General features: G+C 68.1%; 14 protein-coding genes and 1 pseudogene. 4 read left to right on the top strand and 11 right to left on the bottom strand.

The window, feature by feature from the left end; genetic code table 11:
* Positions 1–4 precede the first annotated feature (4 nt).
* The 9 genes and pseudogenes from DBO33_RS25600 to DBO33_RS25560 all read right to left on the bottom strand — a co-directional run.
* Positions 5–199: pseudogene (locus DBO33_RS25600) on the bottom strand (cupin domain-containing protein); the annotation flags it as partial.
* Positions 200–216: 17 nt separating this feature from the next.
* On the bottom strand, positions 217–1,539 hold the full coding sequence (locus DBO33_RS25595) for an LLM class flavin-dependent oxidoreductase (RefSeq protein WP_107660589.1): 1,323 nt from the start codon (positions 1,537–1,539) through the stop codon (positions 217–219).
* Entirely contained in the window at positions 1,536–2,339 is an 804-nt protein-coding gene (locus tag DBO33_RS25590; protein WP_107657333.1) for an SDR family NAD(P)-dependent oxidoreductase, read from the bottom strand. The genes DBO33_RS25595 and DBO33_RS25590 overlap by 4 nt, the downstream gene beginning before the upstream one ends.
* Entirely contained in the window at positions 2,336–2,911 is a 576-nt protein-coding gene (locus DBO33_RS25585) for a 3,4-dihydroxy-2-butanone-4-phosphate synthase (protein WP_107657332.1), read from the bottom strand. Before DBO33_RS25585 ends, DBO33_RS25590 begins: the two co-directional genes overlap by 4 nt.
* On the bottom strand, positions 2,908–4,248 hold the full coding sequence (locus tag DBO33_RS25580) for an LLM class flavin-dependent oxidoreductase (protein WP_107657331.1): 1,341 nt from the start codon (positions 4,246–4,248) through the stop codon (positions 2,908–2,910). Before DBO33_RS25580 ends, DBO33_RS25585 begins: the two co-directional genes overlap by 4 nt.
* The gene (locus tag DBO33_RS25575; RefSeq protein ID WP_107657330.1) at positions 4,238–5,407 is read right to left on the bottom strand and encodes an LLM class flavin-dependent oxidoreductase; all 1,170 of its coding nucleotides are present in this window, start codon (positions 5,405–5,407) and stop codon (positions 4,238–4,240) included. The genes DBO33_RS25580 and DBO33_RS25575 overlap by 11 nt, the downstream gene beginning before the upstream one ends.
* 14 nt (positions 5,408–5,421) lie before the next feature.
* The gene (locus tag DBO33_RS25570; protein WP_107657329.1) at positions 5,422–7,092 is read right to left on the bottom strand and encodes a thiamine pyrophosphate-binding protein; all 1,671 of its coding nucleotides are present in this window, start codon (positions 7,090–7,092) and stop codon (positions 5,422–5,424) included.
* Positions 7,089–8,117, bottom strand: a complete 1,029-nt coding sequence (locus tag DBO33_RS25565; protein WP_107657328.1) for an NAD-dependent epimerase/dehydratase family protein — start codon at positions 8,115–8,117, stop codon at positions 7,089–7,091. The genes DBO33_RS25570 and DBO33_RS25565 overlap by 4 nt, the downstream gene beginning before the upstream one ends.
* Positions 8,114–9,457, bottom strand: a complete 1,344-nt coding sequence (locus DBO33_RS25560) for an NtaA/DmoA family FMN-dependent monooxygenase (RefSeq protein WP_159080508.1) — start codon at positions 9,455–9,457, stop codon at positions 8,114–8,116. The genes DBO33_RS25565 and DBO33_RS25560 overlap by 4 nt, the downstream gene beginning before the upstream one ends.
* A gap of 117 nt (positions 9,458–9,574) precedes the next feature.
* On the opposite strand from DBO33_RS25560, the gene DBO33_RS25555 reads away from it, so the two are divergent.
* A complete protein-coding gene (locus DBO33_RS25555) occupies positions 9,575–10,387 on the top strand; it encodes an IclR family transcriptional regulator (protein ID WP_159080507.1) in 813 nt (270 codons plus the stop codon).
* Positions 10,388–10,393: 6 nt separating this feature from the next.
* Here the strand turns inward: DBO33_RS25555 and DBO33_RS25550 are convergent, their stop codons facing one another.
* Positions 10,394–11,506 (bottom strand): LLM class flavin-dependent oxidoreductase, encoded by a 1,113-nt coding sequence (locus tag DBO33_RS25550; protein WP_159080506.1) that lies wholly within the window; start codon positions 11,504–11,506, stop codon positions 10,394–10,396.
* Positions 11,507–11,607: 101 nt separating this feature from the next.
* On the opposite strand from DBO33_RS25550, the gene DBO33_RS25545 reads away from it, so the two are divergent.
* The gene (locus DBO33_RS25545) at positions 11,608–12,405 is read left to right on the top strand and encodes an SDR family NAD(P)-dependent oxidoreductase (RefSeq protein ID WP_107657324.1); all 798 of its coding nucleotides are present in this window, start codon (positions 11,608–11,610) and stop codon (positions 12,403–12,405) included.
* Positions 12,402–12,914: a flavin reductase family protein gene (locus DBO33_RS25540; protein ID WP_107657323.1), complete on the top strand. Its 513-nt coding sequence runs from the start codon at positions 12,402–12,404 to the stop codon at positions 12,912–12,914. Before DBO33_RS25545 ends, DBO33_RS25540 begins: the two co-directional genes overlap by 4 nt.
* Before the next feature lie 18 nt (positions 12,915–12,932).
* Here DBO33_RS25540 and DBO33_RS25535 read toward each other — a convergent pair whose 3' ends face one another.
* The gene (locus tag DBO33_RS25535; RefSeq protein ID WP_199856759.1) at positions 12,933–13,667 is read right to left on the bottom strand and encodes an IclR family transcriptional regulator; all 735 of its coding nucleotides are present in this window, start codon (positions 13,665–13,667) and stop codon (positions 12,933–12,935) included.
* A gap of 149 nt (positions 13,668–13,816) precedes the next feature.
* Here DBO33_RS25535 and DBO33_RS25530 point away from each other — a divergent pair, with 149 nt between their 5' ends.
* The gene (locus DBO33_RS25530) at positions 13,817–14,104 is read left to right on the top strand and encodes a hypothetical protein (protein WP_107657322.1); all 288 of its coding nucleotides are present in this window, start codon (positions 13,817–13,819) and stop codon (positions 14,102–14,104) included.
* Position 14,105 lies beyond the last annotated feature (1 nt).

The raw sequence follows: 14,105 nt of genomic DNA, 5'->3' as shown, positions 1-14,105 counted from the left end.
ATTCTTGGATCGCCGCCCACATAGTGGGTGAGAAGTAGGGTGCGCCGGCCAGTCCCGGATTGGCCAAGGCGATCGCCCGGCGTTCACCGCCGCGGCCGACCGGCACCAATTCGCCTGCCCTGCGCGCCATCGGCGCCAGGGTCGACCAGCGCCAGCAGTGTGGGTCGGCGTTCGACGTCGGCTGGGCGGGCACCCGATCGCGCATCATCTGTTCGCTTACCGCGCGTGTACGTTCGGTGGCGCGGGCAATCCCAGGTTCTCGCGCAGTGTGCGTCCGGACGCCGCGGGTCGGAACAGCCCGCGTCGGCGAAGTTCCGGGATCACGCGATCGAGGAAAAGGTCGAAGGACTCGGGGTGGTCGGTGAAGGTGACGTTGAACCCGTCCGCGGCGTCGGCGCTGATCCATTGCTCGATGTGGTCGGTGACCTGCGCGGGTGTGCCGACGAAGGCGCCGAAGTTCAATGCGGAGGGGATGAGCCGGCCGATCGAAAGACGTTCTCGCTCGGCTGTTTCGGTGAAGAAGCGCTGAATTGTTTTGGTGCCCTTGGCGTCATGGTGAACAGCGGGCAGTGGGTCGGTCAGGCGGTATCCGGTCAGGTCGGTCTCGAGGAAGGCGGAAAGAAGTTCGAGTCCGACTCTGGGATGCGTCAGGTCGTTCATCCGCTCGGCTTTGCGCTGAGCCAGTTCGGCGGTTTCGGCGAGCAATACAGTCAGCGACGGCATGATCTTGACGTGTTCCGGGTCGCGACCCGCCTCAGCCGCCGCCTGTTTGGCTTCCGCGTAGAACTGCTGTGCCGCAGCCAAAGTCGGTTGCAGCGTGAAGATCACCTCCGCGAAGCGGGCGGCGAAGGCGCGCCCGGTACCCGAGGAGCCGGCCTGGGCTATCACGGGGTGTCCTTGCCGAGGGCGCGGGATATTCAGTGGCCCGGTGACCGACAGGTGTTCGCCGCGCATCCGCAGGACGTGCAGTTTGGCCGGATCGAAATACAATCCCTCGGCTTGATCGCGGACGAACGCGTCATCTTCCCAGCTGTCCCACAAACCGCGGACGGCATCGACGAACTCGACGCCGCGGGCGTAACGGGTGGCGTGATCCACGTGTTCGGTCCGGCCGAAATGTGCTGCCCCGCTGGCGAAGCCGCCGGTCACCACGTTCCAACCGGCGCGGCCGCCGCTGAGGTGATCGAGCGAGGCCAGGCGCCGGGCGAGAGGATAGGGCTCGTCGTAGGTGGTGTTTGCGGTGACGATCAGCCCGATGCGGTCGGTGCTCGTGGCCAGCGCTGAGGCGAGGGTGAACGGTTCGAAACGGGCACCCGCGCCGGTGTGTGCGAGTGCCGCATGACTGATCTCGAGGCGGAAACCGAGTGCGTCGGCGAGGAACAGGGCCTGGAATCCGGCGTCCTCGGCGCGACGAACTAGCGCGGTCACCACGTCGAGATCCATCGCGCCGTCGGCCGGTGCGCCCGGGTAGCGCCAGGCGCCCGGATGCATTCCGTTCCATTCGGGAGTGCAGAACAGCAGTGCCGACTCGGCGGTCATGCCCACGCCATTCGTCCGCCGTCGACCACGAAGTCGGATCCGGTGACCCAGGCCGACGCATCGGAGGCGAGAAACAGCGCCACCTGCGCGACGTCGGCGGGGCTGCCGAGCCGGTTCGACAGCAGCGTATCGAGCACGTAGCGAGCATGTTCGGTGTCACCGAGTTGCTCCTGCGACGCGGGCGTGACCACCGGACCCGGTGAGACCGAATTGACCCGAATACCGTGCGGAGCGCCCTCGACCGCGAGTTGCCGGGTCATGGCCACGACGCCACCCTTCGCCGCGACGTGGCTCAGACCGGCCAGATGACCGAAACCACGGTGGGCGGCGACCGAGGAGGTGTTGATGATCGATGTCCGCCCTCGGGCGCGCAGGTGCGGCCAGGCCGCCTGGGTGAGGGTGAAGACGATCTCGAGTTCGTTGAGGATCGTGTGCCGCCAATCCGAGAGTGGAATGGCGCCGACCGGGCCGAAGGTCGCGCTGCCCGCGTTGTTGTAGAGCACGTCGAGGCCGCCGTGTGTCTCGACCGACGACGCGATCAGCGTCGCCACCGCACTCGGATCAGCGAGGTCGCACGGATGGCACGACGTCATTCGGTACCCGTCGGCGGCGACGATTCGCACTGTCTCCTCGGCGTTTTCGGCGTTCAGATCGCAGCCGATCACCTGGGCTCCGGCCGCCGCGAACAGGCGGGCGGCGGCGCGACCCTGCCCGCCGCCGGTGCCGGTGACGAGTGCGATCTTGCCGTCCAGCCGATTGGCGGCCGGGTCCAGTGGCGGCCCGGCGGTTGCTGAGCTCATCTGCTCACCCTTTCGGGTAGTTCGGTCACGCGGGGATCGACGACCGTGAGTTCGTATCGATGGGCGAACTCGCGCAGCGCGTCGTCGTCGGCGAGGGATCCGTCGGGCTGCATCAGCTCCGTCAGCGCCGCGGCAGGTGGCAGGCCTGCCGAATGCACCAGTGCCAGTGCGTAACCGGGCGCACCGGGGCACGGTGCGGCGGCGCGGGTAACTCGGATCGGCACGACGTGGCCCGGTCGGCACAGGTCGTCGGCCCTGGTTCCGGCGTCGGCCAGCAGGCGGATGGTGCGGGTGCGGTCGACGGCCGAGATGCCGGTGCTGATGCCGTCGGCCGCGTCGACGCTGACGGTGAATCGTTGTGCGCGCGGGTCGGTCTGCCACATCAGCGGCAGATTCAGCCGGTCGGCGGTCTCATCGAAGAGGGCCACCCGCAGGAATCCGGCGCCGTGCCGAATAAGGAACGCGACGGTCGCGGGGGAGGCGTGGCAGGCGGCCAGGACAAGTCCGCCGGTCTCGCCACCGAGCACCACGATGGGGCGCCCGGCATGGAGGTCGGCCTGGCATGTGGTCATGATCGTGCGGCCTCGGCCACATAGCGGCTCCGCGGACGCGGAATCCCGAGGTTCTCGCGCAATGTCGTACCGGAGTAATCCTCATGGAACAGACCGCGGCGCTGCAGCTCGGGCACTACGAAATGCAGCCAATTGTCCAGGGAGGCACCGGTATCGGCGAAGGTGATGTTGAATCCGTCGGCGGCGTCGGCGTGCAGCCACTCTTCGATGTGGTCGGCGATGCTTTCGGGAGTGTGCGCGACCGCGCCGATGCGTGCGGCGAACCGCATCAGTTCGCGCACGGTCATGTTCTGCTCGCGCGCCTTGCTGAGGAAGTAGCGCTGGCGGGTCTTCGCGCCGATGGCGGTTTCCTGGATGTCGGGGACCGGCCCGTCCAGCGGGTAGCTCGACAGGTCGGTCTCCAGGACCGCGGCGAGTTGCTCGAGTCCGACATGGTCGTCGACGAGGGAATCCAACAGTGCCAGCATGTCCTGGGCTTCGGCTTCGGTGCGGCCGATGACGGTGACCAAGGCGGGTAGCACCTTGACGTGGTCGGGGTCGCGACCACGGTCGGCGACTTGGGTTTTCACGTCGGCGTAGAAGGTACGGCCCTGCTCGAGGCTCGGTTGCAGGGTGTAGATGACGTCGGCGATACCGGCGGCGAAGGCACGCCCGGTGTCCGAGGATCCGGCCTGCGCGATCACCGGGCGGCCCTGGATCGGCCGGGCTACCGTCAATGGTCCAGCGACCGAAAGGAATTCGCCTCGGTAGTTCAGCTCGTGCATCTTGCCGGGGTCGAAGTAGCGTCCGGAGGCTTTGTCGCGTTCGAAGGCGTCGTCGTCGAAGCTGTCCCAGAGCCCGGTGACAGCTTCGAAGAATTCGCCGGCGCGGCGGTATCGCTGATCGTGGGGCATATGCGCCTCGCGTCCGAAGTTCGACGACTCGGCCGGGGTGCCGGAGGTGACGACGTTCCAGCCGGCCCGGCCGCCGGACAGGTGATCGAGGGAGGCGAACTGGCGAGCGACGTGGTACGGCTCGTTGTAGGTGGTGCTGGCGGTCATCAGCAGGCCGATGTGTTCGGTGTAGCCGCTCAGGGCCGCCATCAGGGTGAGGGGTTCGAATCGCACGGCCTTGGCGGTCCGGCTCAGTGCCCGGCTGCTGAGGGAGTGGCGGATGGCCAGGGTGTCGGCGAGGAAGAAGCCGTGGAACTTGGCCTGTTCGGCCTTGCGCACCATGGTCTTGATGGTCGCGAAATCCATGGTGGGGTCCTGCGGTGCGGCGGGGTCGCGCCAGGCGGTCAGGTGCATGCCGCCCCATTCGGGGAAGAAGAACAGGACGGCTTTCTTGTCACTGGTCATCGGTGGTTCCAATCTCGGTGGTCGGTGGGTGGCGTAGCGCGCGGGATTCCAGCAGCGGCAGTACTTCTCGGGCGAAGCGGCGAATACCTGGCTCGTAGTCCACCCAGCTGAGCAGAACGCCGTCGAGGCCGGCCGCCGATAAGGTGGTGAGCCGGTCGGCGATGGTCGTGGCGGCACCGACGAGGGGAAAGCCGCCGCCGCCCTGCACGATTCGCGCGCGCAACCGAGCCAGGGCCGGCGGCGAGAGGTTGGACCCGGTGGCGACCTGGCCCGCGATGAAGGCGTCGGCCGCGGCGAAGTCGCCGTGGTCGACGGCGTAGCGCTGCAGATAGTCGCGGGCTTGCCGGTCGGTGTCGGCGAGTACGACGTGGGCCGGAGTCCAGATCTGCAGGTCGCGGCCGTAGGTGTCCCGGGCGTGTGCGCGGTATGAACGCACCACGGACGCAATGTCTTCGGGCCGTTCGCTCTCGATCATGACGAAGGCCAGATCGGCGTAGCGGGCGGCGAAGTCGCGGCCGCGGGCCGACCCGCCCGCGTTCATGATGGGCGGTGCGGGCGCCTGGGCGGGGGAGGGCGCGAGGTAGCCGCCGTCGACGCGATAGTAGGCGCCCTCGAAGTCGAACGGCTCGGGTTGCCATGCGCGCCGGAGCACTTCGGCCCATTCGGCCGCTTGGTCGTAGCGGTGCTCGTGATCGGGCAGGGTCACACCGAACATGCGGAACTCGGGTTCGTGCCATCCGGCCACGACATTGAGCGCGAATCTGCCGTGCGCTATCTGGTCGACGGTGCTCGCGAGCTTGGCGGCCATGATCGGATGGACAACGGGCACATGGCAAGTCGCGAAAATGGCCGAGTGCTCTGTACGCGCGGCCACCGCGGCGGCCCAGGTGAAGCACTCCATGGCCACGCTGGAGCGGTGGGCAGGCTGGTCCGGCAGGTAGCTGCGCCAGCGGGCGTAGGGGACGATCGCCTCGAAGCCTGCCGCGTCGGCCGCGGTGGCCGCGGCCAGCGATCCGTCCCAGCTCGGCTCGTACGCCTCCGGGACTAGGGTGAGCGCGCATCCGATCGAATTGAGACCGAACACACCGAGTTTGAGCCGGTTACGACCGAATACCGGGTTGGCCGCGCGGATTTCGCGAGCATGCGGGAATGCGGACATCACGCCGTCCGTGTTCAGTAGCCGACGAACGGTGAGGCCGAGGTCTTTTTCTCGCGGCGCACACGCACGTCGAGGACCAGTGGTGCCCGCAGCGGCAGCGATCGGGCGAGCACCTTGCGCAGGGCCGCGACCGACTCGATCGTCTCCGACGCCGCACCGAGACTGCTTGCCAGCGCGGCATAGTCACCGGTCCAGCCGTAGTGCAGGTCCATGCCCGCCTCGACCACCTGTGGTGCGGTGCGGGCGAGGCTGGTGCGCATGCTGCTCCAGCCGCCGTTGTCGAGCACGACGATCAAGATCGGCAACTCGTACTGCACGGCTGTCCACAGCGCCTGAACGCCGAACATGAATCCGCCGTCGCCGACGATGCCGACTACCGGGCGATCCAGATCGGCCAGCTGCACTCCGATCGCCGCGCCGAGGCCCCAGCCCTGGCAACTGCCGGAGGCGGAGATGTACTGCTCGCCCTGCGGCACGGGGAAGTACTCGCGGACCAGGCGAACCGCGGTGGTGCTGTGATCGAGCAGCACGGTCTCCGGTGGCAGTGCGGCGCGCAGTTCCGCGCACACCCTGGCTACCCCGAGTGGTTCGTCGTCCCAGGCCTGCCGCTGCGTGGTGTGGATCGGATCGCGTTCGGCGGCGATCCGGTCGCGCAGCACCCGGTCGCGTACGGCGAAATCGCCGGTGGCCGTGTCGAATATGCGCTGCGCCATCGCCTCGATGACCGGTGCGATCGGCGCGATCACCGCGAGGTCGCACTGGATGATCTTGTTCAGCTCGCGGCCGTCGGTGCCGATCCACAGCTGCGTCTTGGCGCCGCCTGCGGCGAAGATTTCGCGGTGGAAGGCCTCGTAGCTGTTGGTGCCGATGTGCACGATCACGTCGGCGTGCTCGATCACCTCGCAGGCCTCGGCGACCGAGCCGGCGAATTGCGGGAAACGAGTCCCCGCGGGCAGCCGTCCGGGTTCCGGCTCGGCAACCAGCGCCGCGCCGAGGTGGGCCGCGAGCCGTTGGACAGTAGGGGCGATGCCTGCTGCGATGCCTTCGAAGCCGACGACGAAACACGGTGCCTGCGCGGCGATTACCGCTTCGACCAAGGGTTGCAGGCCATCCGCCGCGGCGTCGCCGCCGGGTGCCAGGGCGACGGTGCGCCGCGGCGGGGTGTACTCGATCTCCGCGTCCCAGAAGTCGACCGGGATCGAGACGAACGTCGGCCCCATCGGCGGAGTAGTGGCGATCGTGTACGCCCGCACGAGGGCCTCCGGCACGCGCTCGGGGCTCGGTGGCTGCCAGGCCCACTTGGTGATCGGGCGCATCGCGGCGACGATGTCGCTGATCTCGGCACGGTGGTCGGCGCCGACCGCCCAGGATTCGGCCTGCGTTGCGGTGACCACCATGGGAATGCGGTCGCGCTGGGACAGGAAGATCGAACTCGCGGCATTGAGAGTGCCGGTGCTCATGTACAGATTGACGAACGCGGGTGACCCGGACGCGCGCACATAGCCGTCGGCGATGGCCGCCAGCGGGAACTCGTGCAGCCCGGTGACGTAGTCCAGTTCGGGGACCGCGGGCAGCCGGGACAGCAGCGGATAGATCCCCCGGCCCGGGATGTTGAAGAACTTCTCGCAGCCCAGGTCTGCCATCGTGCGCAAGGTCGCCTCGGCGCAGCTCATTCTGGTCGTCATGCCGGAACCTCCGTTCGGGCGGCGCGCACGACCTCGGCCGCGTCGCGGATACCGGCGACCAGGTCGTAGGCGGCGGTGAAACCGAGTTGCGCGGCGGCGGCGCTGCCGTCGAGCACCCCGGCGTGGGACTGCACCAGATGGGCCCGCGCGTTGGCCGGCGAATCCGGCTCCACGGTGATTTCCGGAGCGGTGACCTCGGGTACGGCACGGATCGCCTCGACGACATCGCGGACCGACGAGCCGATGCCGGTACCGATGTTGAATACCGAGTCGGTTGTCGATTCGACGGTGCAGGCCAACCGGATCGCGCGCCCGACGTCTCGGTTGTAGACGAATTCGTCGAGTTGCTCGGTATAGGCGCGGCGTCCGAAGTTCGCGCGGGTGGCGACGCCGTCGATCGCGTTGGCGATCAAGCCCGCGGGTGCGGTGCCCGCGCCGCGTTTGAAGGGGCCGTAGGTGCTCGCGAACCGCAGGGCGATGACATCCACGCCGAGGTGTTCGCGGTAGTAGTCGCCGAGCTGCTCGGCCGCCAGCTTGGTGATTCCGTAGATCTCGGTGGGCTCGCGCCGATAGTCCTCGCGCACCGGCCGGTAGTCCGGCGCGCCATGGGGCCCGGTGAAGGGCGCGTATGCGCTTTTGGAGCTGGCGTAGACGACACGGTGCACGCCGAAGGTCCGCGCGATCTCGAGAATGTTGGTGGTGCCGTCGATGATCGTGCGCACACCGAGCGCGGGGTCCAGGTGCGCCACATAACCCGCGTCCATCTGCCACGGCTTCGCGCTGGCCAGGTGTGCGATCACGGTGGGGCGGTAACGGTGCACCGCGTCCGCGAGGGCCAGCGGATTGGTCAGGTCGGCGTGCACCTGGACGAGCTTGTCGGCGTGCTCGCCGAGGATCGCGCGGCCGACGCCGGTGCTGCCGCGGGTCAGGATCACCGGTGTGTCGCCGGCTTCGGCGATCTCTCGAACGGCCCAGGCCCCGATGACGCCGGTGCCGCCGGTGACCAGGATGGTGCGGCCGCTCATCGCCGGACCGCCTGGAACTGGTTGACCGGCCGGGGCAGGCCGAGGTTGTCGCGCAAGGTGGCTCCTTCGTAGTCGTGGTGAAAGATGTTGCGCCGCTGCAGTTCCGGGATGACCTCTGCGACGAAGAGGTTCATCGAGTCGGGTAGATCGGCGAACGTGACGTTGAATCCGTCGCACGCGCCCGCCCGGATCCACTCCTCGATGTGATCGGCGATGGTCGTCGGTGATCCGCCGATGGCGCCCCAGCGCAGCATGAACCCGATCAGCTCGCGGATGGTGAGGTTGTCGCGGCGGGCTTTGGCGAGGAAGAAACCTTGAACTGTCTGGGAGCCAGCTGTTTCCGCGACGTCGGGGACGGGGTCGTCGGGATGGCAACCGCTCAGGTCGGCGTCGAGGAATCCGCCGAGTAGTTCGAGCCCGAGTCGGTCGTCGACCAAGGCGTCGAGTTCGGCGAAGCGCGCGTCGGCTGCCGCGTCGGATTCGGCAACGACCAAGGTCAGCGAGGGCAAGATCTTCAGGTGTGCCCCGTCGCGGCCGTGCCGGGTGGCCGCCTGGCGGACCTTCGTACCGAAGTCCCTGGCGTGGTCGATGTCGGGTTGCAGGGTGAAGATCACCTCGGCGTAGCGGGCGGCGAAGTCGCGGCCGGACGGCGACGAACCCGCTTGGGCCAGAACGGGATACCCCTGCACCGGGCGCGGTACGTTCAACGGCCCGGCGGCGTGCACGTACTCCCCGGTCTTGGTGGCGATGTGCAGCTTCGAGGTGTCGAAATAGCGGCCCGACTCCTTGTCCATTTCGAACGCGTCGTCGTCCCAGGTGTCCCACAGCGCGGTGACCGCCTCGACGAATTCGGCGCCGCGCCGGTAGCGTTCCGAATGGCCGAGATGCCGGGGGCGGCCGAACAGGACAGAGCCCGACGGATCGCCCGCGGTCACCACATTCCAGCCCGCCCGGCCCTTGCTGAGATGGTCGAGCGAGGCGAACCGCCGCGCCACGTGATACGGCTCGTCATAGCTGGTTTGGGCCGTCATCAACAAGCCGATGTGCTCGGTGCACTGCGACAGCGCGGCCATCAGCGTGAACGGCTCGTAGCGCACCGCGGTCGCGGTCCGGGCCAGCGCGGCGGGGCTGATATGCAGGCGGAAGCCGAGCGGATCGGCCAGGAAGAAGCCGTGGAACTTGGCCGCCTCGGCGGCCCGGACCAGGCGCGACACCACCGCGAAATCCATTGCGCCGTCGGCGTCGCTGGAGCGCAGCCGCCACGCGCCCGGATGCATGCCGTTCCATTCCGGGGTGAAGAACAGGATCGCTCGGCGGTCCGGCATGTCGTCGCCTGTCATATGTGCACCCTCAACCGTAATGTCTGCTGTGCAGAACTTCATTCTGCTTATTGGACGGTACGAGCGGCCGTCGACGCGGTCAAGGTTCGGTTCTGCTATACAGAACACTGTCCGACCATGCAGCCTTCGTCCAGCGAGGAGACCATGACCCAGCCCGGCCAGCCCGACCCCGAGCCGCCCGCGTATCCGATCGGTTCGGTGGACAGTGCGTTGCGGTTGCTGATCCTGCTCGCCGAGCGCCGACGGATCCGAATCGCTGAAGCCGCAGAAGAATTGGGCGTCGCGCGTTCGACCGCCCACCGGCTGATGCAGATGCTGCAGTTCCACCGGCTCGCCGCGCGCGACGCCGAATCCCGGGATTACAGCGCGGGTCCGGTGCTGTTCAATATCGGCCTGCAGGTGGTGCGCAGCCTCGACATCCGCACGCACGCCAGGCCCGTGCTCGAGGCGCTCGGCGCGGAAACCGCTGAGACCGTGCGGCTGTTGGTGCTGCAGGAGCAGCGCGAGGTCGTCTGCATCGAGGCGATCGAGTCCGACCGATGGGTCCGGGTATCCGGGCGGGTCGGGGCGGCGCTGCCCGCACACTCCACCGCCGCCGGGCGAGCCGTGCTGGCCTTGATGCCGGGCGACGAACTGCGGCGGCTCTACCCGCAGGCACGGTTGCCCAAGCCTGCGGGTATCGGACGAACCAGGGCCGGGCTGGAAGGTGAGCTCGCGCGCACGCGGGAACGCGGCTACGCGGTGGAACTGGGGGAGATCGATCCCGAGGTGAGTGCGGTCGCCGCGCCGATCAAGGACCCCGACGGCCGGGCGACCTTCGTGATCGTCGTTGCCGTGCCGAGCGCGCGCATGGACGATCATGCGGTGCGGCGACTCGGGAAAGCCGTTGTGGCAGCGGCAGATCGAGTCGCCCAGGCGCTGCCGTGGTGAGCGTCCTCAGCGCGGGGCGCGCAGCCCGGCCTGCTCGAGCAGCGGCAGCACGGTGCGGTCGAGGCGGTCCAATTCGGGTTCCCATTCCGCGCAGACGAGCAGGCAACCGTCGATGCCGATCCCGGACAGTTCCGCCAGCCGCGCGGTGATCATCTCCGGGGTGCCCACCAGCGGCACCCCACCGGCGCCGGCGATGAAGCCGCGTCGCACCTGTTGCCACCGTTGTGCGCCGAGCACTTCCGATTCCACGCTCATCGTCCGCAAAGCGCTGTCGGCGGCCTCGACATCGCCGTGTTCGTCGGCGTACCAGGACAGATACCGCTCGGCCTCGGCCACGGTGTCGCGGCACACCAGGTAGGCGCTCGTCCACACCTGGATGTCGCGGTCGAACTCGTCGCGGGCGAGTCGTTTGAGCGACTGCACCTGTTCTCGCTGCGACGCCAGGTCGTCGCCGGTGAGCAGCACGAAGGCCATATCGGCGTATCGTGCCGCGTACAGACGGCCGCGCTCCGAGCCGCCTGCGTTCATGATCGGCGGTCGCCCAACGGGTTTCGGTTCGGAGAAACCGCGGCGAATGGTGAAGAAGTCACCGTCGAAGTCGAATTCGTCCTCGGCCCAGAGGGAGCGCAGGATCCGCGTCCATTCGTCGGCCAGGTCGTAGCGGCGATCGTGTTCCAGCATCGGAGCACCGAACATCTCCAGTTCCGGGCGCAGCCATCCGCCGACGGTGTTGACCCCGGCCCGGCCGCCGGTGATGTGGTCGATGGTGGCGAGCTGCTTCGCGGCTACCACCGGATGGACGGCGGGCATGTGGCAGGTCGAGAACACCTGTGCCCGTTGGGTAACCGCGCCGACACCGGCCGCCCAGGTGAACGTGTCGAACGTGCTGCCGTGGGTGTTGTGGGCGCCGCCATGGCCCCGCCAGCGCGCGACCGGGACGATCGCGTCCAAGCCCATGCGGTCGGCGGTGATCGCCAGTGCGCGCACCTGAGACCACTCCGTGCGCAAGCGCGTGGGAATGGTGGTCAGGGCCGGGCCGCCTTCGACATTGGTGCCGAAGGTGCCGAGCCGGAGCTTGTTGGTGGGGGCGAGCAGGCCGTGGGCCGCTGCTGCTGTCATGACGTCTCCCGCGATAGATCGAATTCTTAATAGCAGAATAAGCATCTGCACAGCAGGACATCCAGAGCGATTCCGGGTTACCGTCGAACCGGGAGGTCACCATGACGAATGGCATTCCGGGACTCGACCCGGCAGACAATCGGATCGACGGCAAAGTCGCCCTCATCACCGGCGTGGCCGGTGGGCAGGGACGGGCGGCGAGCATCCTGTTCGCCCGTGCCGGAGCGAGCGTGGTCGGCTGCGACCTCGTGGTCGACGGCACCGCGGAGACGGCGCGGCTGGTCCGCGAGGCGGGCGGCGTGATGTCGACGCTGGCCCCCTGCGATGTCAGTGATCCCGCCGCGGTGGCGGAGCTGATCGAGCACGCGGTCAGCCGATTCGGCGGACTGGACATCGTCTACCCGAACGCGGCAACCGCGAGATTCGGTGCGGTGGAGTCGTTTTCGCTGGAGGATTGGCGATTCACGCTTCGGCAGGAACTCGAGACCACCTTTCTCACCTGCCAGACCGCCTGGCCCGCACTCGTCGAGCGCGGCGGTGGCTCCATCATCACCGTCGGGTCGATCGCCGGCCATCGCGGCTCGAAACTGTTCGCCACCGCTGCCCATGCGGCCGCGAAAGGTGCGGTGATCGCGTTGACCCGCCAGCTCGCGATCGAAGGTGCGCCGCACGGCATTCGAGCCAACTCGATCTCACCCGGTCCAGTGCGTACCCCGGCGATGGCCGCCGCCCTCGTCGATGCGGAGATGGCAGCGGCGGTGGCGCAGGGTCCCCTGCTGGACCGCATCGGCGAGCCGGCCGACGTCGCGCACACCGCGCTGTTCCTCGCATCGTCCGCGGCGGCCTGGATCACCGGCGTCGACATCCGGGTAGACGGCGGGATGACGGCGTGGGCATGAGCGCGGAGGGAAGCCGAAAGATTATCGAGCAGGAGGTGGCCGAGATCGACGCCGCGACGCTGCGCAGCGCGTTCGGTCGCTATCCCACCGGGGTTGTCGCGCTGTGCGCACTCGACGGCGAGACACCCGTCGGCCTCGCCGCGAACTCGTTCACCTCGGTCTCGCTCGCGCCGCCGTTGGTGTCGGTATGCATCGCCAACGAGTCGCAGACCTGGCCGTTGCTGCGAGACAGACCGCGGCTGGGGCTGAGCGTACTCGCTGATACGCACGCTGGGTTGTGCCGTCAGTTGTCCGCCAAGAACGTGGATCGATTCGCGGGCGTGCCGTGGTCGGCCGGAGCTTGCGGGGAGGTGTTGATCGAGGGCGCGAGCGCGTGGTTTCGCTGCTCGATCCACGACGAGGTCACCGCCGGGGACCACCGGATAGTCGTGCTCGCCCTGCACGGCCTGACGCTGTTCGACCCCGAGCCGCTCGTCTTCCATGGCAGCCGGTTCCGCAGCCTCGCATAAGGATTCGCCGTCAGCTGCTCACCGGGTGAGGTCGGCGTGTGCACGTTGCGTCGCCGTGGTGAGCAGCTTCGCGATGGCCGGAATCTGTGCGCGGCGGAACCGCATCGTCGGCGTGGAGACGGTCAGCGCCGCCGTGCAGTGATTCCCGCTGTCGCGCAAGCACATTCCCATCGCGGTGACGCCCGGCTCGCTTTCGCCGTTGTTCATCCCGAAGCGGCAGCGGCGCACGGTGTTCAGCTCCCGCCGCACCGTGCTCGGGTCGGCCACCCGGCGCGACGCCAGCACCTCGGCCAGCTGCGGCTCGGGCAGCTCCGCCATCAAAGCTTTACCGCCGGAGGTGAGATGGGCCGGAAAAACGACGCCGATTCGGGAACCGACCTGCAACGGTCGCTCGCTCTCGACACTGTCGAGGAACCGCACGTCGCTGCCGTCGCGGACCACCAAGTGCGCCGTCTCACCCAATTGAGCAGCGAGCCAACGTAAATGCGGCCGCACCGCGTCGACGAGCGTGTGCCAGGAATTGCGGGGCGTGCCGAAGCGGTACATCGCCGCCCCCGGGCGATAGAGCTTGTCCGCGCCTTGCGTGACGAAGTCGCGGTTGCGCAGCGTGGTGAGCAGTCGATGCGCCGTCGAACGAGCGATACCCAGCTCGTCGGCGGCATCCGACAACCGCAACTGCGGGTTGCGCTGCAGCATGAGCAGCAGTCGCAACGCGTTGTCCACCGATTCGACGCGGTAGGGGAAGTTCTCCATAGCAGAACATTGTATGCAGTAGTTCTGCAATACAGAAGAGCATTGTCGGCTTCGACGGGCGTCCCTTCGACCGCAGTGCACGCGAACTCCCGCCGGACGGGCGGACGATCGCGGTACAGCAGTCGGGCGCGCCAGTCGCGCTGTGGGGTTTGTCCGACTCCGGTCGGGCACAGCAGCTGGGCGAACCGCTCACCGACGCCAGCGATATCGCCTTCACCCCCGACGGCAAGACTCTGCTCACCGGAGCCGCCCAAGACTTCAACGCCCTGTACTCTTCGAACACGAGAGACGCCCGGGGACGGCTACCGGGCCACGTCGAGCCGGCTGATCATGGCGCGGCCGGCTACTTCGGTGATACGGCGAGGAAGAGCAGGCGCACCGGGCTGGTGCCGCCGCCGGACACTGCGATGCGGGCGGAAGACATCGTCGTCCGGTAGT

Origin of the sequence: Nocardia suismassiliense, assembly GCF_900269665.1 — a bacterium.
GTDB lineage: Bacteria > Actinomycetota > Actinomycetes > Mycobacteriales > Mycobacteriaceae > Nocardia > Nocardia suismassiliense.
The sequence above is the reverse complement of the archived record's forward strand: the minus strand, read 5'-3'. Positions and strand labels throughout refer to the sequence as shown.

Bases quoted from the DNA above. Each gene is read 5' to 3' on its own strand.
- DBO33_RS25535 (WP_199856759.1), bottom strand. From the start codon at position 13,667: ATGGAGAACTTCCCCTACCGCGTCGAATCGGTGGACAACGCGTTGCGA.
- DBO33_RS25595 (WP_107660589.1), bottom strand. From the start codon at position 1,539: ATGACCGCCGAGTCGGCACTGCTGTTCTGCACTCCCGAATGGAACGGA.
- DBO33_RS25555 (WP_159080507.1), top strand. From the start codon at position 9,575: ATGCAGCCTTCGTCCAGCGAGGAGACCATGACCCAGCCCGGCCAGCCC.
- DBO33_RS25565 (WP_107657328.1), bottom strand. From the start codon at position 8,117: ATGAGCGGCCGCACCATCCTGGTCACCGGCGGCACCGGCGTCATCGGG.
- DBO33_RS25585 (WP_107657332.1), bottom strand. From the start codon at position 2,911: ATGACCACATGCCAGGCCGACCTCCATGCCGGGCGCCCCATCGTGGTG.
- DBO33_RS25560 (WP_159080508.1), bottom strand. From the start codon at position 9,457: ATGACAGGCGACGACATGCCGGACCGCCGAGCGATCCTGTTCTTCACC.
- DBO33_RS25575 (WP_107657330.1), bottom strand. From the start codon at position 5,407: ATGTCCGCATTCCCGCATGCTCGCGAAATCCGCGCGGCCAACCCGGTA.
- DBO33_RS25580 (WP_107657331.1), bottom strand. From the start codon at position 4,248: ATGACCAGTGACAAGAAAGCCGTCCTGTTCTTCTTCCCCGAATGGGGC.
- DBO33_RS25550 (WP_159080506.1), bottom strand. From the start codon at position 11,506: ATGACAGCAGCAGCGGCCCACGGCCTGCTCGCCCCCACCAACAAGCTC.
- DBO33_RS25540 (WP_107657323.1), top strand. From the start codon at position 12,402: ATGAGCGCGGAGGGAAGCCGAAAGATTATCGAGCAGGAGGTGGCCGAG.
- DBO33_RS25590 (WP_107657333.1), bottom strand. From the start codon at position 2,339: ATGAGCTCAGCAACCGCCGGGCCGCCACTGGACCCGGCCGCCAATCGG.
- DBO33_RS25545 (WP_107657324.1), top strand. From the start codon at position 11,608: ATGACGAATGGCATTCCGGGACTCGACCCGGCAGACAATCGGATCGAC.
- DBO33_RS25570 (WP_107657329.1), bottom strand. From the start codon at position 7,092: ATGACGACCAGAATGAGCTGCGCCGAGGCGACCTTGCGCACGATGGCA.